We start from the raw sequence: 22573 nt of genomic DNA on the forward strand, positions 1-22573 counted from the left end.
CGACGTTAACCCGCCGGTAAGCATGCAATCAGGCGTTGCACAAAATTAACGCGAAGCACGTTTAGCCCATCCACCATCGACAGTATTGACGATGGAGCGATATTGGATGTTCCGCGTTTTCTCCTGCCTTGCGACCCAGCACGATTGGCGCCTCGTCGTGCTTGCTGGCCTGGTCTGCTTCGTTGCCAGTATTGGCGCGGTCAGCATCTTTCATCGTGCGATCGCGACGCGCGCGAGAACGCGCTGGATCTGGATCACGATTGCCGGCGCGGCCATCGGATACGGCATCTGGGCGACGCATTTCGTCGCGATGCTCGCCTACGAGCCTGGCGTTACGACGGGCTACGGCATCGTGCTGACGGCATCTTCTCTCGCTGCGGCAATGCTCCTGACATCGATCGGTTTCGGCGTTGCGGTCGGCACCTCCGGCCGCTGGCGCGCGGCGGCAGGGGGTGTCATCATCGGCGGCGGCATTGCCAGCATGCACTATCTCGGGATGTGGGCCCTTGAAGTGCCGGGTCGAATCTCTTGGTCCGTGGATCTCGTGCTTGTCTCGATCATCCTGGGCATGTGTCTCGGCTACGCCGCGCTGGCGGTCGCGCTTACCTATCAGGGCTATCGGGGCACGCTCGCAGCGGCAGTCCTGCTGACGCTCGCCATCGTGTCGCATCACTTCACGGCCATGGGTGCCGTGCAGATCACGCCAGATCCCACGCTCGCGACCGATACCCTTTCGCTTTCTCCGGCCTTCCTCGCGCTCGCCATCGCCGGTGTGGCATTGTCCGTGCTCGGGATGAGCTTGATCGGCGTGCTGGCCGATCGTCGTCTGGCAACCCGAACCGCCAAGTTCGAGGAGATCATCACCCAGCTTTCGGTCGCCCGGCTGCAACTCGAAGACTCGCAAAAGGAATTGCAGGAACAGAAGCTCAGGCTGGACACCGCCATCAACTACATGGTCGAAGGCCTTTGCATGTTCGATGCCGATAAGCGGCTTGTAGTCTGCAACGAGCGTTATGCCCGGCTCTATCGGCTGCCGCCGGAACTGCTGAGGACGGGGACGTCGCACTCGGACATCATCAGGCATCGTATCGTGAAGGGAATTCTCAAGGGCGATCCCAGCGAGGGTGCCGCCGAGCAATTCATCTCGAAACTGGCGGCCTTGCCGTTCGATGCCGTCTCGAGCAGGATCGATGAGTTTGCGGATGGCCGGTTGATCTGCGTGACGCGACAGCCAATGGCCGGTGGCGGATGGGTGGCCACGCATCTCGATGTGACCGAGCAACGCCGGTCCGAGGCCAAGATCATCCATATGGCACAACACGACGCGCTGACCGATCTGCCAAATCGCGTGCTGCTCAGGGAACGGATGGAGCATGCGATTGCGGTGACGCGCAGCGGCGGCCTCGATCTGGCCGTGCTCATGCTCGACCTCGATCGCTTCAAGGAAGTCAACGACACGCTTGGACATCCGGCGGGCGATGCCCTGCTGCGCGCCGTCGCCGCGCGTCTGCGCGAATGCGTCACGGAAACCGCATTGATTGCCCGGCTGGGCGGCGACGAGTTCGCGGTCATCGACTACGTGACCAGCCCGGCCGTGGAGGCCGCCGCACTCGCCGAGAACATCAGAAAGGCGCTTTGCGAACCCTTCGATCTCGGCGATCACCGGGTCACGGTGGGCACCAGCATCGGCATTGCCATCGCGCCGCGCGACGGCAACGATTCCGACGTGATCTTGAAGAGCGCGGATCTCGCCCTCTACTCGGCCAAGAGCGGTGGACGTGGTGCATTCCGCTTCTTCGAGCCGGAGCTCGACGAGCTCATGCATGCGCGACGCAACCTGGAGCGCGACATGCGAGATGCGCTTGCCGGCCGTCAATTCGAACTTCACTACCAGCCGTTCGTCGGCGCCGCGACCGGCAAGACCTGCGGCTTCGAGGCGTTGCTGCGCTGGCATCACCCGCAGCGAGGCCTGGTCTTGCCCGGCGAATTCATCCCGCTTGCGGAGGAGACCGGCTTGATCGTGCCGTTGGGAGAATGGGTCTTGAGGACCGCCTGCGCCGAAGCCGCCAAATGGCCTGCACATGTCAGGATCGCAATCAACCTGTCGCCCGCTCAATTCAGGAGCAAGGAGCTTGTTCCGGTCATCGTCGGCGCGCTGGCGAGTTCAGGACTTGCACCGCACAGGCTCGAGCTCGAGGTCACCGAGACGGTGATCATGCATGACAGCGAGGCCGTTTTCGCGGTGCTCGCTCAGCTGCGCGATCTCGGCGTGCGAATCGCCCTGGACGATTTCGGCACCGGCTATTCATCCCTGAGCTTTCTGCAGAGATTCCCGTTCGACAAGGTCAAGATCGACCGCAGTTTCGTCGCCGAGCTCTCCAGCGCCCGGGCAGAGGCGCGCCATCTCTCGCGCGCAGTGGTGCGTTTCGCAGTCAGCCTTGGCAAGACGACGACTGCCGAAGGCGTCGAGACGAAGGAGCAGCTCGACATCCTCCGCGAAGAGGGGTGCGTTGAAACGCAAGGCTATTATTTCAGCCGGCCGATGCCTGCATCGGACACCGCCAGAATGTTGCGACGAGACGAAGCAGCCATCCGCGCTGCCTGAGCCTTCAGAGCCTCACTGCAGCGGCGGATCGCCGCTGGTGCGCTTCTTGGCGAGGTCCATCTCGGTGACGGCGATCAGGATTTCGGCGCGGGTCTTCAAGTCGGGCGCCTCCAGCATCGCTTGCTTCTCCGCGGGACCATAGGGCGACATCATCGCCAGCGCGTTGACGAGCGCCTCATTGGGCGCGCTCTCGACGCCTTCCCAGTCGACCTTGAGATTATTGGCCTTCAGGAAGTCCGCGAGCACCGATAGCAGCGCCTCGCGATCGACCTCCTCCTCGCCCATGCGCGCGGTGAAGTCGTCGACGAAAGCGAAGAAGTCCACCTTGCACTGCCGATAGGCGGTGAGCACCTCAAGCTCCTCGACCACCTTGAAGCGCGAAACGCCGGTGAGCTCGAGGATGTAGCGGCCGTCGCCGGATTCGGCGAGCTGGGTGATGCGGCCGACGCAGCCGACGCGGAACAGCGCCGGCTTGTCGGAATTCCTCGGCGAGTGCGCGATGTCGGGCTGGATCATGCCGATCAGGCGATGGCCATCGCGGAAGGAATCGTCGACCATCGCGAGATAGCGCGGCTCGAAGATGTTGAGCGGCATCTGGCCGCGGGGCAGCAGCAGCGCGCCCGGCAGCGGAAAGACCGGGATGATCTCCGGGAGGTCGGCGGGCCCGCGATATTCGATGTTGATCGGCATCTGCCCGGTCCCCTGGCGTTGCTAGCGCATGATCCGGAAAAGTGTGGAGCGGTTTTCCGAACAGATCATGCTCAAAAGAGGGCCTACGAAAACAGGACCGTCGACAAACGCTTGCGTCCCTCGACGGTTGCATCATCCGTGCCGCCCCAGGCCTCGAAGAACTGCACCAGCTGCTTGCGGGCGCCGTCGTCGTTCCATTTGCGGTCGCGCTTGACGATCTCGAGCAACTGCTCGGTCGCAGCCGCGCGATTGCCTTGTGCGTTGAGCGCGGTGGCGAGGTCGAACCGGGCCTGATGATCGAGCGGGTTTGCGGCGACTTTCTGTTCCAGCTCGGCGACCGGTCCGAGCGATTTCGCCTGCTCGGCGAGATCGATCGCGGTCTGCACGGCCTTCACGGCCGGGTCGTTGCGCTTGGATTCCGGCACCATGGCCAGTGTCTGCTTGGCCTGCTCCATCGCGCCGGAGACGGCGTAGCACTTCGCAAGGCCCGCAAGCGCCGCGATATTGGTCGAATCATGCTGGAGCGCCTCGGCATAGATCTGCGCCGCCGCCGCGGCGTCGCCCTCCGCGAGCACCGCTTCGGCCTCCTGCACGATCTCGGCGACGTTGACCTCGCCCGGCGCGGTGACGCCCTTGGTCAGCCGCTCGATGAAGGCGTTGACCTGGCTCTCCGGCACCGCGCCCATGAAACCGTCGGCCGGCTGGCCGTTGACGAAAGCGATCACGGCCGGGATCGACTGGATGCCCATCTGGCCCGGGATCGCCGGATGCTGGTCGATGTTCATCTTGACCAGCTTGACCTTGCCCTTGGCCGCCTTCACCGCCTTCTCCAGCACGGGGGTGAGCTGCTTGCAGGGGCCGCACCACTCCGCCCAGAAATCGATCAGCACCGGCTGGCGCTTCGATTCCTCGATGACGTCCTTCACGAAGGTCTGGGTGGTGGTGTCCTTGATCAGGTCGGCCGCAGCCGGGCCCGCCGCTCCGTTACCCTGGTCGATGATCGTCACGGGATCCCCTCGTCATGTCTGGAATGGCCGCTCTTTAGCACGCCGCCACATCATATGCTTGTTGTCGGCTCCTAAATTGGGCCGAATGGGCCGAATTTCAATCCAGGCACCCCGATTCGCCGGTTCCTGGGCTTTTCCGGTCGATTTGGCCACGTTCGGGGTCCATATGGGGCCCTCAATTGCGAATTGATGCCGCCGGTAGCTGTTGCATTCCCCTCCCGCTTTTGGCATACGACAGCCGTTGCCGGCGCGTCATGCGACCGACACAGGATGCGGGTGTAGCTCAGTGGTAGAGCACGACCTTGCCAAGGTCGGGGTCGAGGGTTCGAGCCCCTTCGCCCGCTCCAATTTTTCCCAGAGCATCCAGCCAAACCGGGTCGGGCCGTGGTTTTCCACGCCGCTGACGGCTGTATTGGATCTGATATGACAATTCTGGTCACGGGCAGCGCGGGTCACCTCGGGGAGGCCATTCTGCGGACGCTCCGGGGGCGCGGTCTGCCCGTGCGCGGGCTTGATCTCAAGCCCTCCCCCTTCACCGATGCGGTCGGCTCGATCGTCGATGCCGACTTCGTGCGGCGCCAGATGGACGGCGTCACTGCGGTGATCCACACCGCGACGCTGCACAAGCCGCATGTGGCGACCCACTCCAGGCAGGACTTTGTCGACACCAATGTCACCGGCACGCTCAACCTGCTCGAGGCGGCCGCGGCGGCTGGTGTGAAGAGTTTTGTCTTCACCAGCACCACCAGCGCGTTCGGCTCGCAGCTCCGTCCCGAGGCGGGGGAGCCGGCCGTGTGGGTCACCGAGGAGCTGCCGTCGGTGCCGAAGAACATCTACGGCACCACCAAGCTGATGGCCGAGCACCTCTGCGAGCTGTTCTTTCGCGAGCGCGCCCTGCCGGTCGTCGTCCTGCGGACCTCGCGCTTCTTTCCGGAGGACGATGACGATCCGGCGATGCGGTCGGCTTATCCGCTGGACAACGCGCAGGCCAACGAGTTGCTCTATCGCCGGCTGGATATCGCGGACGCGGTGAGCGCCCATCTGCTCGCCGCCGAGCGCGCGCCCAGAATCGGATTCGCCCGCTACATCGTCTCGGCCACGAGTCCGTTCGAGCAACGTCATCTCGCCGCGCTGGCGCGCGATGCCGCCAGTGTCGTGCGCGAGCTCTATCCGCAGTGTGCGCAGCTCTATGCGGCGCGCGGTTGGCGGCTCTTGCCCGCGATCGACCGCGTCTATGTCAATGAGCATGCACGGCGTGAGCTCGGCTGGAGGCCCGAATTCGACTTCGCGCATGTGCTGCGCAGCCTGCGAGATGACCGCGATTTTCGCAGCTCGATCGCGCGCGAGGTTGGTTCGAAAGGCTATCACGACACGCAGTTCGACGACGGACCCTACCCCGTCGCCTCGTGAGCGCCGTCATTGCTATTTTGCTCGACGCTTCAAATGTCTGTCCGGTGTCACCGGGAGTGGGTCAGCTTAAGCCGTTCTACTGTGCATGGGGTTGTTTTCGCATTTTTTTAAGTCCATGCCCTCCGGCCGTCTGAAGACGATCCACGCGCGCATTTGATTTCGCATTGCAGCGAGAGTGCGTTCGTCGCAGCGTTCGTCCCTCCATTGACATTCCGTCTCAATTTCTAACGCGCGCAGCCGCGCTGCATCCGGCGCGCTTCTCACTATTGGCAGATGTGCTAACCTTTTTTTGCGTCTGTCGTCCCGACGGGCTCAAAACTTCGCCTCTCGACTAGCAAAACAAAATAACGCGCAGCCCTGACGGCTGCCTTAGGGGAGTGATGCGATGATATCGATGTTCCATCGATCCGTGTTGGCGCTTGCGGCCGTGGCCCTTCTCGCGGGGACCGGCGCCGGCAATGCGCAACAGCAGGACAAGAGCAAGCCGCTGAAGAAATACGAATCCGGCACCAAGGAATTCTGGACCCATCCGCCGGACGACTGGTTCCTCGGCGACGAGACCGAGGCGCAGAAGGGCCTTGCGCCGCCATCGGGTCCGCCGACCGGCGCCTCCGATGCCGAGCTCGCCAACATCGTCAAGAAGATCAAGCTGCCGCCGGGCTTCAAGATCGAGGTCTACGCCTCCGGCGTGCTGGCCGCGCGGCAGATGGCCTGGGGTGACAAGGGCACGTTGTTCGTCGGCTCGTTCGGCCTCGGCAACGTCTATGCCATCAAGGACAACAACGGAAAGAAAGAGGTCAAGACCGTGCTCAAGGGGCTGAACATGCCCACCGGTCTCGCCTTCAAGGACGGCGCGCTCTACGTCATCGCCGTCGACAAGCTGATCCGCTACGACAACGCCGAAGCCAATCTGGACAATCTCGGCCAGGGCAAGGTCGTCTATGACGACATGCCGTCCTATGCCGCGCATGGCTGGAAGTACATCGCGGTCGACAAGGAGGGCTGGTTCTTCCTGCCGTTCGGACCACCCTTCAACATCGGCATCCCGCCGACCAGCGTGTCGCAGATCCGTCGCGTCGATCCCAAGACCGGCAACGCCGAAATCTGGGCGCTCGGCGTCCGCAACTCGGTCGGCGGCGACGTCGATCCGCGTACCGGCAAGCTCTGGTTCACCGAGAATGCCCGCGACTGGATCAGCGATGATCTGCCCTCAGACAAGCTGAACATGATCAGCCGGATCGGCGAGCATTTCGGCTATCCCTATTGCCACCAGGGCAATCTGCCTGACGACAAGTTCGCGATGGGCCACAAATGCTCCGAGTTCACGCCTCCCGTGCTGAATCTCGGCGCCCATGTCGCTCCGCTCGGCATGAAGTTCTACACCGGCGACCAATTCCCCGCCGACTACAAGAACAACATCCTGATCGCCGAGCACGGCTCCTGGAATCGCCACAAGTACCAGGGCGCGCGCATCGTGCGCGTGATCGTCGGGCCCGACGGCAAGAACCCCAAGCAGGAGATCTTCGCCTCCGGCTGGCTCGAAGGCGACCAGGGTTATCTCGGCCGTCCCGCCGACATCATCCTCGCCAAGGACGGATCGATCCTCGTTGCCGACGACTGGGCCGGCGCGATCTACCGCATCAGCTACAGCAAGAAGTAGCGCTGACACGAGAAGAGGCTGCGACCGCGCGCCGGCCGCAGCCTCTTTTGCTTGTGACAGAGTTGCAATGGAACGCCTTCGTCATGCCCGGACTTGATCCGGGCATCCATCAAACGACAAATTTTTCAATATGGATGGATTGTCGGGTCTGGCCCGGCAATGACAGCCGGAGAAATCAGCGATGCGGGTCGTTCGGTTCGGAATTCTGTGTGCGACGCTTCTGCTTTCATCTATCCTGGCCCGAGCCGCCGACAACACCGCGATCAAGGAAAAAGCCTCCGTCTGCGCCGGCTGTCACGGCGAGAATGGCATCTCGCAGACCGAGAACATCCCCTCGCTCGCCGGCCAGCCCGATCAATTCCTGCAATGGCAGCTCGTGTTCTTCCGTGCCGGCTCGCGCAAGAACGACCAGATGCAGCCGATCGTCGAGGAAATCAGCAACGAGGACATTCGCAATCTCGGCGCCTACTTCGCCTCCTTGACGCCGCCGAAGGGACCCGAGGACAAGGATCCGGACCTGTCGAAAAAGGGCGCGCAGGTTGCCGCCGGCCGCCGCTGCGCCTCATGTCATACGGACACCTATGCCGGCACCAAGGCGGTGGCGCGGCTCGCAGGCCAGCGCGAGGAATATCTCGCCAAGGCGCTGCACGACTACAAGGCCGGCCAGCGCGTCGGCGGCGGCGTCGCCGCAATGGCCGATGTCGCCTATCACATGAGCGATGAGGAAATCACGGCGGTCTCGCACTATCTCGCGCATTTGCAGTAGCGGAAGGTGTAGCCACAAACTCCGCCGTCGTCCCGGACAAGCGCGCCCAAAGCGCGCGTAGATCCGGGACGACAGCCGAGATTGTAGCTGCAGCTACCCCGCCCGCTGCTTCTCATACGCCTTCAGATGCGTGTAGGCGATGCGCAGCTTCGGCACCGGCACCTTGGCGGCGTCGGCGCGCGCGATGAGATCGCCGATGACGTGATCGGCCTCGACCGGCAGGCCCGCCTTGATGTCGCGGAACATCGACGCGGTCAACGGCGAGCCCTCGGTGGTGAGATTGCCCTTCACCCGCTCGAAGAACGGCCCGCCCGGCGGATAGCCCGACGCGGCGGCGATCGCGCTGGTCTCGTCCAGCATGCCGAGCAGGAAATCCCGGCCGCCGGGAGCCGCAAGAATGTTGCCGACCGAGGCGCGCATCAGGCTGGTGGATGCCGCGAGCGAGGAGAGGAACACCCACTTCTCCCACATATCTTGCATGATGTTCTGGCTGGCGGCAGCGCCAGTGATGCCGCTCTTGAAGGCCTCATCGATCGCCTTCACCCGGTCCGACATGTTGCCGTCGCGCTCGCCGTAATTGATCGACTGCATCGGTTGGAGCTGCACCACCTCGCGCTTCTCGTTGAGTGTCGCGGCGATGGCGCAGAGGCCGCCGAGCACGCGCTCCTTGCCGAACTTGGCATCCAGCGTGTCCAGGTGCTTCATGCCATTGAGCATCGGGATGACGGCGGTGTTAGGCCCGACCGCCGGCGCGAACGACTTGATGGCATCGTCGAGGTCGAACGCCTTGCAGCTCAACAGCACGACGTCGAACTTGTCCTTGAGCCCGTCCGCCGGCACGGTCGGCGGATTTTTCAAGGTCACGTCGCCATTCGGGCTCTTGATGACGAGACCGGCGCTCGCAAGCTCGCTGGCGCGTCGTGGCCGGACCAGGAAAGTGACGTCGCGGCCGGCCTGCAACAGCCTGCCACCAAAATAGCCGCCGATGGCGCCGGCGCCGACCACGAGAATACGCATGCGAGAGCTCCGTTCTATTTCTGGCGAATGGCGAATAGGGAGTAACGAATAGTAGGCCCGATTTCCACTCGCTATTCGCTACTCGCCATTCGCGCGCTTCACTTTCCCGACACCATCTCCTCGACCTCGCGGAGCTGCTCCTTGCCGAAGAACATCTCGTTGCCGACGAAGAAGGTCGGCGAGCCGAACGCGCCCCGGGCAACCGCCTCCTCGGTGTTCTTGATCAGCCTGCCCTTCACCTCGGGTTCCCCGGCACGGGCGAACAGTTTTTGCGCATCGAGGCCGGAGGACGCCAGCGCCTTCGCCGCGACTTCAGGATCGTCCATCTTCTTCGGCTCGCGCCACATGTGGTGGAAGGCGGCCTCGACATATTTCTCGAACACGCCCTCGAGCTGCGCCGCGATCGCCGCGCGCATCAGGTTCAGCGTGTTGACGGGAAAATGCGGATTCCAGACATAGGGCTGGACATGGAAGCGCTTGATGAAGCGCTCGGTCTCGACCGCCTGGAATTCGCGCTTGTTCTTGATGCCGGCCAGCGTCTCGGCCGGCGACCTGTTGTTGGTCGACTTGAAGATGCCGCCGAGCAGGATCGGCACATATTCGAACTTGACGCCGATCCGTTGCTCGATCGCCGGAATCGCCAGATGGCTGAGATAGGCGTTGGGGCTGCCGAAGTCGAACAGGAATTGCGGGGCGGTGCGGGTCAATATCATTCTCCCTGACGTCGCTTTTTGCTCATTGTGGCGCAGGCCGCGCCACAGGTCCACCGTTTAATGATGGTCATAATACTTTGAGGGTCAGATCAGGCGTCGCACCGCCTGCTTGCGCCACACCAGGAGGTAATAGCCCATCTGCAAAACGAACATGGCGCAGAACACGATCGGGTAGGCAGCCCACACGCCCTCAAGACCGACCGTGCGGCTCAGGATCACCGCCGCCGGCAGCTCGATCGCGACGATCGCGAAGATCGACAGCAGCATCGGCGTCAACGCGACGCCGGCGCCGCGCATCGCGCCCGAGAACACGGTGGCGAGCCCGAACGGCACCGAGCTCCACAAGGCGATGTTGAGCAATCCCTTCGCCAGATCCAGCACGGCGCCGTCGGTGATGAAGATACCGAGCACCGCGCGCGGCGCGAGATAGATCAGCGCCACCAGTCCGCCGGTCAGCACGATGTTGAGCGCAAGGCCCGTCCGCACGATGCCGTCGAGCCGGGCTCGGTCGCCGCCGCCGACGGCCTGGGCACTGAGGATTGAGACGGCGATCGAGATCGACATCGCCGTGAACTGCGTGTAGCCCATCACCTGGTTGACGGCGCCATAGGCGGCGGTGGCATTCGAGCCGAAGTCGTTGACAAGGCCGAGCAGCACAAGCTCCGCGATCGCCATCACCACCATGCCGATCGCGCTCGGCAGGCCGATGCCGAGGACTTTGCCGAGCACGGCGCCGTTCAGCCGCAGGTGACGCAGCAGCGTCGCGTCCGGTGCGAGCGCGTGCTTTCGCCGCAGCAGATAGACGGCCAGCACGATCAGCGTCAGCGCGTTGGCGATCGTAGCCGCCCAGGCAGGACTGGTGATGCCGGCGGCCGGCAATCCGAACGTGCCGCGGATCAGCATCGGCGTCAGGATCAGGCCGATCGCTGTCGACAAGGCCAGCGCCAGCAGCGGCGTCAGTCCATCGCCGACGCCGCGGATCATTGCCGTCATCAGCAGGAAGACAAAGCCGAGCGGCATGGTCAACAGCATAATGCGTGCATAGGCGCTGGCTTCATCGAGAATGTCCGCGGGCGTGGCGAGCATGATCATCAGGTGCCGGCTGAAGAGTCCGCCGACGAGTGCAATCGCAACCGAGAGCAGCAGGCCGACCGCGAGCGTCGTGCCGACGATGATCTTGATCCGGCCATGTTCGCCCGCGCCAAAGGCCTGGCCGATCAGCACGGTGGCGCCGGTGCTCAGGCCCATGACGAAGGCGAACAGGAAGAACATCACCGGGAAGAATGCCGAGACCGCGGCGAGCGCGCCGACGCCGATCATCTGGCCGAGATACACGTTGCTGACGGTGCCGAACAGCGATTGGAGCGCGTTGCTCAGCATCAGGGGTGCGAGGAAGCGGAGGAATGTGGACCAGAGCGGTTTTGCGGCAGACATGGCATTGGCCTTTCATGAGGGCGCGCGAAGCCGTTGCCGCGCAATGCGCGGCTCGGCCGTCGATGGGTTGTGAAGAGCGGCGCGCGGTTTAAGCGCGGTCGCTGTAGGCGAGCTTGACGATGTGGTCGCGGATGTCGGCGGGCCAGTCGGCGATCAGCCCGGTGAAACGTCGCCGGTCGTCTGCGAACAGCGCGCGCGAAGCTTCCTCGAACTGCGGCAGGTCGCCGGCCATGGTCGACATGAAGTGATAGGCCGCATCGCGCGCCTGGCGCTCGCGGTCCTTGTCGCCGCTGGCGCGCCTGGCTTCGTCGACGAGCTTGCGCAGCGCGACCGAGGCGCCGCCGGCTTGCGCGTTGAGCCACTCCCAGTGCCGCGGCAGCAAGGTCACCTCGCGCGCGACCACGCCGAGTTTCGGCCGGCCGCGTCCGCGCGACTCTGCGGGTGCTTCGGTCACAGTCGGCGGCGGGGCAAGCTTCGCCAGCCGCGCCAGCACCTCGCGGAAGTCGCCCCGCAGATCGAAATCGATCGACCGGCCCGTCCCATCGTCGAAGATGATGATCGGCAGGTCCAGCGGCTGCGTGGCACGCTTGACCGCGAGCGCGACATCGCCCGCGGTGCCGGAGGCCAGCCGGCGCTGGCCGACGAAGGCAGTGTAGGTCCCTTGCATTGGAATCATTACCATATTGATCGCGTTGACAGCTTAATACCCGGGTAAATTATCCGCGTCAATATACCCGGGTGAAAATATCTGCACCGACGGCTCGACAATGTGTTTCCGGGCTGGCACGAACGGCGCGCTTGATCGACCACGCCCAAGCCTTGAGGACCCCGCGATGCTGACCGTTCACCACCTCAACAATTCCCGCTCGCAGCGCGTGCTGTGGCTGCTCGAGGAGCTGGGCGTTCCTTACGAGATCGTGCGCTATCAGCGCCAGCCGGACATGCGCGCGCCGAAGGAGCTGCGCGCCATCCATCCGCTCGGCAAGTCGCCCGTCATCACCGACAACGGCAACACCATCGCCGAGTCAGGCGCGATCATCGAATATCTCATCGCCACCTATGGCAACGGCCGGCTGATCCCGCCGCCGAACACGCCGGAGCGGCTGCGCTACACCTATTGGCTGCACTATGCGGAAGGATCCGCGATGCAGCCGCTGCTGCTCAAGCTGCTGTTCACGCTGATGCCGAAGCGCGCGCCGGCACTGCTGCGCCCGCTGGTGCGCAAGGTCTGCAACCAGGCGCTGACCGCGCTGGTCAATCCGCAGCTCAAGCAGCACATGGACTATTGGGAAGGCGAGCTTGCCAAGAGCGAATGGTTCGCCGGCAGCGAATTCACCGCGGCCGATATCCAGATGAGCTTTCCACTCGAAGCGGCTCAAGCCCGCGGTGGATTGGAGCAGGGCCACCCCAAGGCCATGGCGTTCCTGGAGCGCATTCACGCCCGGCCTGCGTATGCGCGCGCGCTGGAGAAGGGCGGGCCGTATCAGGTCGGGCGGTAAAGTTTCTACCCCATCATTCCGGGAGCAGGTTACTGCCCCGCCGCCTCCGCGCCGCGCGTGCGCGGATCGGGCGCGCCGAGGGGGCCGGTTGGCGTCACGAGAATCGAGTTGGCCGACGTCTGTCCCATCGGCTCGACGATGGGGTGGCCCATCGCCTTCAGCTCGAGCAGCACGTCGTCGGGGAAGCCGCGCTCGACGCGCACCTCATCCGGCAGCCATTGATGATGCAGCCGCGGTGTCGCGACGGCGGCCGCAACATCCATCTTGTAGTCGAGAACGTTCACGATCACCTGAAGCACCGTCGAGATGATGCGGCTGCCCCCGGGCGAGCCCGTCACCAGCACCGGCTTGCCGTCCCTCAGCACGATGGTCGGCGACATCGACGAGAGTGGCCGTTTGCCGGGTCCGGGCAGGTTTGCCTCGAAGCCGACGAGGCCATAGGCATTGGAAGCGCCGACTGCCGCGGTGAAATCGTCGAGTTCGTTGTTGAGCAGCACGCCGGTGCCGTCGGCAACGAGACCGACGCCATAGCTGAAGTTCAGCGTGTAAGTGTTGCTGACGGCATTGCCGCGGGCATCGACCACGGAAAAATGCGTGGTGTTGCTGCCCTCACGCGGCGCGGCAGAAGCAGACACGAGTTCCTTCGAGGGCGTGGCGCGTTCGGCAGAAATGCCCGCGCGCAGCTTGGCGGCATAGTCCTTCGCGATGAGGGTCTCGATCGGTGCATTGACGAAGGCGGGATCACCGAGATAGCGGGCGCGGTCGGCGTAGGCGCGCTTCATGGCCTCGATCAAGAGATGCAGCGACGCCGCCGATCCCTGGTTCAAATCGGCAAGAGGAAAGCCTTCGAGGATGTTGAGCGTCTCGATCAGCACCACCCCGCCGGACGATGGCAACGGCATCGAGACGATGTCATAGCCGCGATAGGTGCCGCGCACCGGCGCGCGGATGACCGGCTGATAGGCCTTGAGGTCGGCTGGCGTCATGATCCCGCCGGCGTCGGTCACGGCCTTGGCGAGTTTCTCCGCGACCGGCCCCTCATAGAAGCCGCGCGGCCCCAGCGCGGCGACGGCGGACAGTGTTTCGGCGAGATCGCCCTGCACCAGCCGGTCGCCTTCGCCCAGCGGCGTGCCATCGGATCGCGAGAAGATCTTGGCCGAGGAAGGCCAGCGTGCCAGCCGCCGGTGCCAGGTGGGCAGCGTATCGGCAATGTCGTCGCTGACGATGAAGCCATCGCGTGCGAGCGCGGTCGCGGGCGCGAGCAGTTGCGCCAGCGTGAACTGGCCCGAGCCGTATTTGTCCAGAGCCAGCGCCAGGCCCGCGACGGTGCCGGGCACGCCGACGCCAAGCGCGGAATCCCGCGACTTCGTCGCGTCAGGCTTGCCGTCGGCGCCGAGGAAGATCTGCGGCGTGGTCGCGGCTGGCGCGGTCTCGCGATAGTCGATCGTGATGTCTTCATTGCGATCGGCGGAATGAATCACCATGAAGCCGCCGCCGCCGATATTGCCGGCACGCGGGTAGGTCACCGCCATCGCAAAGCCGGTCGCGACCGCAGCATCGACCGCGTTGCCGCCGCGCCGCAGGATGTCGGCGCCGATCTGCGCGGAGATCTTCTCCTGCGCCACCACCATGCCGTGCTCGGCGGCGACGGCGCGCACCATGTCGCGTGCGGGCGGGACATAACCCCTCCGCGCATCCTGAGCGGCCGCAGGCGCGAGACCAAGCGCCAGAGTGGCCATGAAGGCGAAGAATGTCCGCCGTGTCGAATATGATGACATCATCAAACTTCCGCCGCGGCCTCGGGCCAGTTCACACGCCTCGCGGCAATGCTATACGGTTTGCTCCAGGAGAGGCAAAACTGTTCGTGATGAGGACTGCGTGATGACGACGATCGCCCCGGATGTGCGCATGGCCAGCGCGCAGCGGATCTACCCGCCGCGCGCCGCCGTCGTCAGCTGGATCTTCTTCGACTGGGCCGCGCAGCCCTATTTCACGCTGATCACGACCTTCGTGTTCGCGCCCTATTTCGCGACCAGCGTTGCGCCAAATCCCGCCACCGGCCAGTCGCTGTGGGCCTTTGCGATGGCCGCGGCGGGCCTTGCGATCGCGCTGCTGTCGCCGGTGCTGGGGGCCGTCGCCGACGCGGCCGGCCGCAGGAAGCCATGGATCGCAGGCTTCGGCGCGGTGCTGGTGCTGGCGTCCTGCACGCTATGGATCGGCAAGCCCGGCGATTACGCCGTCATTCCGTCGCTGCTCACCGCGGTGGCGCTTGCCAGCGTCGGCGCCGAGTTCGCCACCGTCTTCAACAATGCGATGATGCCGACCCTGGTGCCGCCGGAACGGATCGGCCGGCTCTCCGGCACCGGCTGGGCCACGGGCTACATTGGCGGCATCGTCAGCCTGATCATCGTGCTCGGCTTGCTCGCCGCCAATCCCGAGACCGGCCGCACGCTGCTCGGCTTGACGCCATTGTTCGGGCTCGATCCCGTCACTCATCAGGGCGACCGGGCCGCCGGGCCGCTGACCGGGCTGTGGTTCATCATCTTCGTGACGCCAATGTTCCTGTTCACGCCGGATTATCCGGCGAGGCGTCCGTTGCGCGAGGCGCTGCGCGAGGGCCTGTCGGAGCTCAAGCAGTCGATCAAAGGTTTGCCCAAGCAGAAGTCGCTTGCAGCGTTCCTGCTCGCCAACATGATCTACACCGACGGTCTGGTGTCGCTGTTCGCCTTCGGCGGCATCTATGCCGCGGGCACCTTCGGCTGGCACACGATCCAGATCGGCACGTTCGGCATCATGCTCGCGGTTGCCGGCGCGTTCGGCGCGTGGCTCGGCGGCAAGCTCGACGATCGTCTCGGACCGAAGCGCGTCATCGCCGGCAGCTTGCTGATCCTGCTGCTGGCGGTGGCCGCGATCCTTCTGGTCGACAAGGATAGTGTCCTGTTCGTCAAGGTCGCGCCGCCGCAAGCAGGCGCTCCCCTGTTCTCGAGCGCGGCGGAGCGCGCCTATCTGGTGCTGGGCTGCTTGATCGGTGCAGCCGGTGGCCCGCTGCAGGCCGCCTCCCGCACGCTGCTGATCCACCTCGCACCGAACGATCGCATCGCGCAGTATTTTGGCCTGTTCGCATTGACCGGGAAGGTGACGTCCTTCATGGGCCCGCTCCTGATCGGCATGATCACCGCGGTGACCGCGAGCCAGAAGGCCGGCATGGCCGTGCTGGTGGTGTTCTTCGTTGCGGGACTGGGCCTGTTGATGCGGGTGCGGGAGTAGCCGCATTACGCGATTTCACCTCCGTCATTGCGAGGAGCGAAGCGACGAAGCAATCCAGATTGCAACCCGCGGAGATATCTCTGGATTGCTTCGCTACGCTCGCAATGACGAAGTCGATGGGATCGTCGCTGCTCTTGCAGCGCGCTGATTGGCTCAGTGCCTGAAGTGCCGCGTTCCCGTGAACACCATGGCGATGCCGTGCTCGTCGGCGGCCTTGATCACCTCGTCGTCACGCATGGAGCCGCCGGGCTGTACCACGGCGGTGGCGCCGGCCTCGATACAGGCGAGCATGCCGTCGGCGAACGGGAAGAACGCATCCGAGGCCACGACCGAGCCCTTGGTGAGCGGCTCGGCGAGCTTCAGCTCGGCGGCTGCATCCTGCGCCTTGCGCGCCGCGATCCGCGCTGAATCCACCCGGCTCATCTGGCCCGCGCCGATGCCGACGGTGGCGAGATCCTTGGCGTAGATGATGGTGTTGGACTTGACGTGTTTTGCCACCCGGAACGCGAATTTCAGGTCGCGCATCTCGGCATCGGTCGGTGCGCGCTTGGTCACGACCTTGAAGGTCATGTCATCGACCACGGCGTTGTCGCGACTCTGCACCAGCAGGCCGCCGGCGACCGTCTTGGCGGTGAGGCCTGGCGCGCGCGGGTCGGGCAGGCTGCCGGCGAGCAACAGGCGCAGGTTCTTCTTGCCGCCGATGATGGCGATCGCCTCTTCGCTGGCATCGGGTGCGATGATCACCTCGGTGAAGATCTTCGTGATCTCGCGCGCGGTATCGGCATCGAGCGGACGGTTCATCGCAATGATGCCGCCGAACGCCGAGGTGGAATCGCAGGCCAGCGCCCTGCGATAGGCCTCGACGAGGTTGGAGCCTTCCGCGACGCCGCAGGGATTGGCGTGCTTGACGATGACGCAGGCCGCGGTGCGCTTGGCGTCGAACTCGCCGATGCACTCATAGGCCGCATCGGTGTCGTTGATGTTGTTGTAGGAGAGCTCCTTGCCCTGGAGCTGCCGCGCGGTCGAGACGCCCGGACGCTTGTCCGGAGTGGCGTAGAACGCCGCGGTCTGGTGCGGGTTCTCGCCGTAGCGCAGCGACTGGATCAGTCTGCCGCCGAAAGCGCGGAAGTCGGGCGCGTCGATCTCGAGCTGGCGGTTGAACCAGTTCGAGATCGCGGCGTCATAGGCCGCGGTGCGCGCATAGGCCTTTGCGGCGAGCCGCCGGCGCAGCTTCAGCGTGGTCGCGCCGTTGTTGGCGGCGAGCTCGTCGAGCACGGCCTTGTAGTCCTGCGCCTCCACCACCACGGCGACGTCGTCATGGTTCTTTGCGGCGGCGCGGATCATCGCGGGTCCGCCGATGTCGATGTTCTCGATGCAATCTTCGAAGCCGGCGCCCTTCTCGACGGTGGCCTCAAACGGATAGAGATTGACGACGAGCAGATCGATCGGCGCGATGCCGTGCGCCTTCATCGCGTCGGCATGGTCCTTGTTGTCGCGGATCGCGAGCAGGCCGCCGTGGACCTTCGGATGCAGCGTCTTGACCCGGCCGTCCATCATCTCGGGGAAGCCGGTGAGGTCTGAGACGTCCTTCACCTTGAGGCCGGCCGCGGCGATCGCTTTCGCGGTGCCGCCGGTCGAGACCAGCTCGACATCATGCGCGGCGAGCGCCTTGGCGAACTCGATCAGGCCGGTCTTGTCGGAGACCGAGAGAAGGGCGCGGGTGACGCGGCGGGGATGGTCAGTCATGAGCAAGATCCTCTGCTAAGGGAGTGTCTATGCCCAGGCGCGCGGCTTCTATGTCCCGCGCTTCCCGATGGTGCTCCATCCAAGGTCGCCAGTCGCGCGAGCGAGGGCTCGATAGCAGCTTTTGGCCGTTTTCACAACGACGAGATGGGGCCGAATTCGTGCGCTTACAGCGGAAGTTCCGGCTCGCGCCGCGCGTTTCTTCGGGCATTGGTCACCGCCGGCGATGCAGTGGAACGGATAAAGCTCCAGCGGATCGAAGGAGCCTGCCGCGCATCCTGGCGGATCACGATCTGGGCGGTGCGGCGCGGGCCGTCATTGCCGGCCAGGAACACGCTGTCCTCGAGGTCGACCTTGTCGTCCAATGCTTCAAAGGTCCAGACGTCGCGGTTCGGTAGCACCAGCATGACGCCGCGGGCATCCGACAGCCGGCTCGCCTTCACCGCTGGATGCAGATGGAAGCGCAGCACGAAATCGGCATCGGCGCCCTTGAAGCGTCCGCCCTGCGGCGGCGACAGCGTGTCCTCGCCATCGATGCGCGCGCCGTCATTGGCGATCATCAGCACGCGGCGGTGGATCGCGCCGAATTTAGAGAGATAGCCGTCATGCGAGGTCGTGAGCAGCGTGCCGTTCTGCACGACCTCGCGATAACTCTCGACCTCGACGGGACCGCTGGTGACCGGCGCGCCGTGCAGGAGCCGTTTCATCGCCGACATCTCGACGAACTGGCATGAGGAGGTGTCGTGATAGGTCAGCGTCGAATGCGCCGCCGTGCTGCGCGCGAACGGCCGCCAATTGTCGCGGCCCGTGGTCGGCATGCCGCAATTGGTGACGATGCGGCTGATGCCTGAAGACAGTTCGAACGACAGGCAGCCGGCATGGGCGTCGTGGCTGACCCCGGCCGGCGGCGGCGGGCCGGTGTCGATGATCACAGTGGTCTGGCCGGCATCGAGGCGCTGGAAGCCGGTATGCGGCATGTTGGCCATCGGCGCGCCGTGGGTGTCATCATAGGCGAGCAGCGTGGCGAGCAGGTCCGAAGATGTCGCGCTCATGCCGTTGAACAGCGCGAAATTGCCGTCGCCGTGCCGGAAGAAGCGCAGCATCGGCATCATGCGATCGATCGCATTGAGCAGCGCCGGCGGCGGCGCGATGTTGCGCGCGGCAAAGGTCTGCCGCAGCGGCAGCAGGTCGATCAGGAGTTCGATCAGCGCGCCCGGGTTGCGGGAGATGTGTCCACCGTCGGGCAGGATCTGCCGCTGCAATTCGTCGGACAGCTTCTTCGAGGCGCTGCGGATGTGACGCGTCTGGTTGGCGAGACACAGGGAGGCATAGCACAGCGCGATCAGCACCTGGAGCTTCGGCACGCCGTCCGGAATGTCGACCATGGTGTAGCGCAGGAAGCGGATCTCGCGTGCGAGCGCGCGCAGGTAGCGGCGGTAGAACTTGTTGTCGGTCTCGCCCAGCACCAGCGGCGCTTGCGAGAGCAGCGAGATCACGCGCCTCGCCAGCACGTCAGCGCGGCGCGCGACAGGACGGCGCTTGTTGGCGGGATTCGAGATCCAGTCCTCGATCAGCGCGCGCGCATTCGCCCGCGTCAGCGCAGTGTCGGCGGCGCGCAGATGACGCAGCCAGCCGAAGCCGAGCAACGCAACCTCCCAATCCTCCGACGGCGGCTCGAGATCGAAGATCGAACGGCCGTGGCAATTGACGATCTTGCCGGCGAAGACGAAGCGGCCGGCATAGATCTCGGCGGCGCGGGTCGCATCTGCCGTGCGCAGGTCATGCGGCGCGATGATCAGCCGGTCGGTGCGGCCGGGCCAGACCCGCGACAACGCAACGGAACCGCCGCTCGCGCGCGCGAGCATGTTCCGCGCGAAGCGGTTCATGACCAGCGTCGAGATACGTCTGCGTTGAGCGACCGACACGCCTTGCCTTGATGGGGGAGAGGATCAGTGACGAATCCTTATTAATCCCAAAATCGGACGTCTGACACCACCTTGAACGGCGCGAATCAGCGTCGTGGTCGCAAAATCCAGTGCAAAATCAGGATTTAACGAGCCGGGCTGCGAAAAATCCGTCGAGGCCGCCGAGCTTGGGATCGGCATTCGGCAGATGGCAGGGCAGGGTGCGAAGGTCGCCGTCCCGGTTGAGGATTTCGTCGAGGCCCGCGACCTCCGATGGCTTGATCGGAACGCGGCGAAGCGCAGGCTCGTCGGCGAGCAGTGCAGCCACGGCCTGCTCGCCCTCCTCAGGTTCCAGCGAACAGGTGCAATAGACCAGCGTTCCGCGCGGCTTGAGCAGCGACACCGATTTTCGCAGCAATCGCTGCTGGAGCGCGGCCAGGGCGGCGATGTCGGATTCCTGCCGCAGCCATGCCACGTCGGGATGACGGCGGATCGTGCCGGTCGAGGTACAGGGCGCGTCGATCAGGATACCGTCGAAGGCCTCGGCCGGGCCGGCCCATTCCACGGCGTCAGCGACGACAGTCTCGGCCTGGAGCGACAGTCGCGCCAGGTTTTCGCGCAAACGCGCCACCCGCGCGGGCGAGCGGTCGATGGCCGTGACACGCGCGCCTGATAGCGCCAGCTGCGCGGTCTTGCCGCCGGGGGCGGCGCAGAGATCGGCAATGGACTTGCCTTTGACGTCGCCGAACAGCCGGGCGGGCAACGCGGCGGCGGCGTCCTGTACCCACCATTGTCCTTCGGCGAAGCCGGGCAGCATGGTCACCGAACCATGCAGCAGCATCCGCACCGTTCCCGTCGGCAGTGTCTCGCCGTGCAGGCGGCTCGCCCATTGTGCGGGATCCGACTTCACCGTCAGATCGAGCGAGGGCTCGTGGCCGAGCGCCAGTGCCATGTCTCGTGCGGTCGCCTCGCCATAATGCGCGCTCCAGCGCGCGAGCAGCCATGGCGGCAGATCCAGCGATTGCGTCGCAACTTCCTCGACCAGCGCCTTGCCCTCGCGCGCACAGCGGCGCAGCACGGCGTTGACGAGGCCGGCATAGCGCGCGGCGCGGCGGTCGGATTGCACGAGGCGGACGGAGAGATCGACCGCGGCGTGATCCGGCACGTCCATCCAAAGGATCTGGGCGGCGCCGATCAGGAGCGCGCTCTGCGCGCGCGGCGCATCGGAGGGAATGCCCTTGTCGAGCAGACGGGACAGCACATGGCCAAGCGTGCCGAGCCGGCGCAGCACCGTGGCGACGAGGCGTCGCATCAGCGCGCGGTCGCGGTCGGCCAGCGTCTTCAGTCCGGGATGAGCGCCGCTGCCGTCGAGCTGGTCGTCAAGCGTGCGGTGCTTGTGCAGCACGCCGTCGACGATGTCGGCGGCAATCCGCCGTGCCGCAAGACCAGGCACTTCGGATGGAGGGACGAAACGTTGAGAAGGCATGCGGAAGCAAGGTTCTGAGCGAGCGGCAGTTCCGCCGCAAAGGGCGCATGCCTTGAGAAGGCGATCTCTGGCACGCGAATATGCCAAATGTAAGAATCGCTTGCGGGTTTTTCAGCCCTTTGGGCCGATTTCAGCAATGCGTGATTGGGCATCGCGTTGCGCCCGGTCCTGCGCTAGAAAGACCGGCGATGAGTGACCAGTCTCCCGTTCCCGCCCGCAAGCCGCTATCGCCGGCTGCCCAGCGCGCGCTGGCCGAGGCCGAAGCGCGTCGGCAGGCTGCGGCCGCGGAGGCCAAAGCGCGGCCGAAGGAGCTCCAGGGACCGAAGGGACCCGAGCCCACCCGCTACGGCGATTGGGAAACTAAAGGCATCGCCTCCGACTTCTGACGCTCCCGCTCTTGCTTAACCTCTCTCGCTTGCTTGCCGGAGAGGCAGGCGCGAAGCGTGTACCAGGACATCCGCGCGCTCGCGGCAACGATGTCGTCGGCGCAACGACCGGGACGCACGCTCCATCGATGCGGAGCTGTCCCGGTCGATCATGCGCCCCTGTCGTTCGGAGGTGCGCGATGCCATCAGCTCCTGCACGATCTCGAGCATCTGGTCGCCCGCATGCCGCCAAACAGCACGACGCTAACGCCCGTTACGATGCCGAGCTGGGCTCCAATACGAAACCTGAATGACCCCACCATTGCCTCCCTGGATCGCCCACGTCCGCGCTTGCGAGGCTGCCCGACTCAGCTCTAGCGTGGAACGATGCGTTCCCGCGGCCGTATCAATCCTCATCAGTCGTCGTTCAACGGTTCTCCGTTCCGCCGCCAATTCTCGGGCCTCCTGCCGTGGATGTTCGTGGTCGGCGTGGCGGCGGCGATCGTGCTCGCCTTTCGTCACGGAACGAACTGGCCCCTGCCGCATGCGGCCGACGACCGCGCGCAGGACGCCGAGATCATCTTGCAGCAGGCCGGCCATCCCGACGTCCGCCGTCCGGTCGACGTCATCCGCACCGTTGACGGCGACACCTTTCTGGCGCGTGTTCGCCAGCGCGAGGGCCGCGATCCCGTCGTGCGCATCCGGCTGCGCGGCATCGATGCGCCCGAGCTGAAGGCGTCCTGCCAGGCGGAGCTGGACAAGGCCGAAGCTGCGGCCCGCGCATTGCACGACCTGCTCGGCCAGGGCGGCGTGACCATCACCAATCTCGGCCCCGACAAATACGGCCGCGTTCTCGCCGACGTCTCGACCCGGCAGACTGCGAACGTCTCGGCGGCGTTGCTCTCCGGCGGCTTTGTGCGCAGCTACAATGGCGGCCATCGCGACGGCTGGTGCGCGCGCGGCTGGCGCTTCTGGTAACAAAAAAGCCGCGTCGAAAGACGCGGCTT

At 65.0% G+C, this 22573-nt stretch carries 18 protein-coding genes, 1 tRNA gene and 1 riboswitch; of the genes, 9 read left to right on the top strand and 10 right to left on the bottom strand.

Annotated features, from left to right (window positions below):
- Positions 1-106 precede the first annotated feature (106 nt).
- A complete protein-coding gene (locus ACVIIV_RS07830; protein WP_456743676.1) occupies positions 107-2605 on the top strand; it encodes an EAL domain-containing protein in 2499 nt (832 codons plus the stop codon).
- A gap of 12 nt (positions 2606-2617) precedes the next feature.
- Here ACVIIV_RS07830 and ACVIIV_RS07835 read toward each other — a convergent pair whose 3' ends face one another.
- Positions 2618-3295, bottom strand: coding sequence for an LON peptidase substrate-binding domain-containing protein (locus ACVIIV_RS07835; RefSeq protein WP_456743677.1), 678 nt, complete (start codon positions 3293-3295; stop codon positions 2618-2620).
- An 83-nt stretch (positions 3296-3378) separates the two neighbouring features.
- Positions 3379-4302, bottom strand: a complete 924-nt coding sequence (gene trxA, locus ACVIIV_RS07840) for a thioredoxin (RefSeq protein WP_456743678.1) — start codon at positions 4300-4302, stop codon at positions 3379-3381.
- Between the two features lie 272 nt (positions 4303-4574).
- Between trxA and ACVIIV_RS07845 the strand changes: the two genes are divergently transcribed.
- The 4 genes from ACVIIV_RS07845 (at position 4575) to ACVIIV_RS07860 (ending at position 8138) form a co-directional block, all read left to right on the top strand.
- Positions 4575-4649, top strand: a tRNA-Gly gene (locus ACVIIV_RS07845).
- A gap of 76 nt (positions 4650-4725) precedes the next feature.
- The gene (locus tag ACVIIV_RS07850) at positions 4726-5712 is read left to right on the top strand and encodes an NAD-dependent epimerase/dehydratase family protein (RefSeq protein ID WP_456743679.1); all 987 of its coding nucleotides are present in this window, start codon (positions 4726-4728) and stop codon (positions 5710-5712) included.
- 385 nt (positions 5713-6097) lie between these two features.
- Positions 6098-7372, top strand: a complete 1275-nt coding sequence (locus tag ACVIIV_RS07855) for a PQQ-dependent sugar dehydrogenase (protein WP_456743680.1) — start codon at positions 6098-6100, stop codon at positions 7370-7372.
- A gap of 181 nt (positions 7373-7553) precedes the next feature.
- On the top strand, positions 7554-8138 hold the full coding sequence (locus tag ACVIIV_RS07860) for a c-type cytochrome (protein WP_456743681.1): 585 nt from the start codon (positions 7554-7556) through the stop codon (positions 8136-8138).
- Between the two features lie 93 nt (positions 8139-8231).
- Here ACVIIV_RS07860 and panE read toward each other — a convergent pair whose 3' ends face one another.
- From panE to ACVIIV_RS07880, 4 genes are all read right to left on the bottom strand, one after another.
- Positions 8232-9155: a 2-dehydropantoate 2-reductase gene (panE, locus tag ACVIIV_RS07865; RefSeq protein ID WP_456743682.1), complete on the bottom strand. Its 924-nt coding sequence runs from the start codon at positions 9153-9155 to the stop codon at positions 8232-8234.
- Positions 9156-9253: 98 nt separating this feature from the next.
- Positions 9254-9862, bottom strand: coding sequence for a 2-hydroxychromene-2-carboxylate isomerase (locus tag ACVIIV_RS07870; protein WP_456743683.1), 609 nt, complete (start codon positions 9860-9862; stop codon positions 9254-9256).
- Positions 9863-9952: 90 nt separating this feature from the next.
- Positions 9953-11302, bottom strand: a complete 1350-nt coding sequence (locus ACVIIV_RS07875; protein WP_456743684.1) for an MATE family efflux transporter — start codon at positions 11300-11302, stop codon at positions 9953-9955.
- An 88-nt stretch (positions 11303-11390) separates the two neighbouring features.
- Complete coding sequence (locus tag ACVIIV_RS07880; RefSeq protein ID WP_456743685.1) at positions 11391-11969, bottom strand: DUF2239 family protein; 579 nt, start codon at positions 11967-11969, stop codon at positions 11391-11393.
- A 166-nt stretch (positions 11970-12135) separates the two neighbouring features.
- On the opposite strand from ACVIIV_RS07880, the gene ACVIIV_RS07885 reads away from it, so the two are divergent.
- Positions 12136-12801, top strand: a complete 666-nt coding sequence (locus ACVIIV_RS07885) for a glutathione S-transferase family protein (protein ID WP_456743686.1) — start codon at positions 12136-12138, stop codon at positions 12799-12801.
- Between the two features lie 29 nt (positions 12802-12830).
- On the opposite strand, the gene ggt is transcribed toward ACVIIV_RS07885, so the two are convergent.
- Positions 12831-14582: a gamma-glutamyltransferase gene (ggt, locus tag ACVIIV_RS07890; protein ID WP_456743687.1), complete on the bottom strand. Its 1752-nt coding sequence runs from the start codon at positions 14580-14582 to the stop codon at positions 12831-12833.
- A 100-nt stretch (positions 14583-14682) separates the two neighbouring features.
- Between ggt and ACVIIV_RS07895 the strand changes: the two genes are divergently transcribed.
- Entirely contained in the window at positions 14683-16068 is a 1386-nt protein-coding gene (locus ACVIIV_RS07895; protein ID WP_456743688.1) for an MFS transporter, read from the top strand.
- A 153-nt stretch (positions 16069-16221) separates the two neighbouring features.
- On the opposite strand, the gene purH is transcribed toward ACVIIV_RS07895, so the two are convergent.
- The 3 genes from purH to ACVIIV_RS07910 form a co-directional block, all read right to left on the bottom strand.
- Entirely contained in the window at positions 16222-17814 is a 1593-nt protein-coding gene (gene purH / locus ACVIIV_RS07900; protein WP_456743689.1) for a bifunctional phosphoribosylaminoimidazolecarboxamide formyltransferase/IMP cyclohydrolase, read from the bottom strand.
- Positions 17815-17838: 24 nt separating this feature from the next.
- Positions 17839-17920: riboswitch (ZMP/ZTP riboswitch) on the bottom strand.
- 58 nt (positions 17921-17978) lie between these two features.
- Positions 17979-19697 (bottom strand): heparinase II/III family protein, encoded by a 1719-nt coding sequence (locus ACVIIV_RS07905; RefSeq protein ID WP_456743690.1) that lies wholly within the window; start codon positions 19695-19697, stop codon positions 17979-17981.
- Positions 19698-19854: 157 nt separating this feature from the next.
- Positions 19855-21201 carry an RsmB/NOP family class I SAM-dependent RNA methyltransferase gene (locus ACVIIV_RS07910; protein ID WP_456743691.1) on the bottom strand — a complete coding sequence of 449 codons (1347 nt, stop codon included), beginning with the start codon at positions 21199-21201 and terminating at the stop codon, positions 19855-19857.
- A 188-nt stretch (positions 21202-21389) separates the two neighbouring features.
- Between ACVIIV_RS07910 and ACVIIV_RS07915 the strand changes: the two genes are divergently transcribed.
- On the top strand, positions 21390-21587 hold the full coding sequence (locus tag ACVIIV_RS07915; RefSeq protein WP_456743692.1) for a DUF1674 domain-containing protein: 198 nt from the start codon (positions 21390-21392) through the stop codon (positions 21585-21587).
- Between the two features lie 366 nt (positions 21588-21953).
- Positions 21954-22544: a thermonuclease family protein gene (locus ACVIIV_RS07920; protein WP_456743693.1), complete on the top strand. Its 591-nt coding sequence runs from the start codon at positions 21954-21956 to the stop codon at positions 22542-22544.
- Positions 22545-22573 lie beyond the last annotated feature (29 nt).

The sequence above is a fragment of the Bradyrhizobium sp. USDA 4354 genome, from assembly GCF_054060315.1.

What these genes read in the sequence shown, in the direction of transcription:
- ACVIIV_RS07830 (WP_456743676.1), top strand. Translation starts at nt 107, where the DNA reads ATGTTCCGCGTTTTCTCCTGCCTTGCGACCCAGCACGATTGGCGCCTC.
- ACVIIV_RS07835 (WP_456743677.1), bottom strand. Translation starts at nt 3,295, where the DNA reads ATGCCGATCAACATCGAATATCGCGGGCCCGCCGACCTCCCGGAGATC.
- ACVIIV_RS07850 (WP_456743679.1), top strand. Translation starts at nt 4,726, where the DNA reads ATGACAATTCTGGTCACGGGCAGCGCGGGTCACCTCGGGGAGGCCATT.
- ACVIIV_RS07855 (WP_456743680.1), top strand. Translation starts at nt 6,098, where the DNA reads ATGATATCGATGTTCCATCGATCCGTGTTGGCGCTTGCGGCCGTGGCC.
- ACVIIV_RS07860 (WP_456743681.1), top strand. Translation starts at nt 7,554, where the DNA reads ATGCGGGTCGTTCGGTTCGGAATTCTGTGTGCGACGCTTCTGCTTTCA.
- panE (WP_456743682.1), bottom strand. Translation starts at nt 9,155, where the DNA reads ATGCGTATTCTCGTGGTCGGCGCCGGCGCCATCGGCGGCTATTTTGGT.
- ACVIIV_RS07875 (WP_456743684.1), bottom strand. Translation starts at nt 11,302, where the DNA reads ATGTCTGCCGCAAAACCGCTCTGGTCCACATTCCTCCGCTTCCTCGCA.
- ACVIIV_RS07880 (WP_456743685.1), bottom strand. Translation starts at nt 11,969, where the DNA reads ATGCAAGGGACCTACACTGCCTTCGTCGGCCAGCGCCGGCTGGCCTCC.
- ACVIIV_RS07885 (WP_456743686.1), top strand. Translation starts at nt 12,136, where the DNA reads ATGCTGACCGTTCACCACCTCAACAATTCCCGCTCGCAGCGCGTGCTG.
- ggt (WP_456743687.1), bottom strand. Translation starts at nt 14,582, where the DNA reads ATGATGTCATCATATTCGACACGGCGGACATTCTTCGCCTTCATGGCC.
- ACVIIV_RS07895 (WP_456743688.1), top strand. Translation starts at nt 14,683, where the DNA reads ATGACGACGATCGCCCCGGATGTGCGCATGGCCAGCGCGCAGCGGATC.
- purH (WP_456743689.1), bottom strand. Translation starts at nt 17,814, where the DNA reads ATGACTGACCATCCCCGCCGCGTCACCCGCGCCCTTCTCTCGGTCTCC.
- ACVIIV_RS07905 (WP_456743690.1), bottom strand. Translation starts at nt 19,697, where the DNA reads ATGAACCGCTTCGCGCGGAACATGCTCGCGCGCGCGAGCGGCGGTTCC.
- ACVIIV_RS07910 (WP_456743691.1), bottom strand. Translation starts at nt 21,201, where the DNA reads ATGCCTTCTCAACGTTTCGTCCCTCCATCCGAAGTGCCTGGTCTTGCG.
- ACVIIV_RS07915 (WP_456743692.1), top strand. Translation starts at nt 21,390, where the DNA reads ATGAGTGACCAGTCTCCCGTTCCCGCCCGCAAGCCGCTATCGCCGGCT.
- ACVIIV_RS07920 (WP_456743693.1), top strand. Translation starts at nt 21,954, where the DNA reads ATGCGTTCCCGCGGCCGTATCAATCCTCATCAGTCGTCGTTCAACGGT.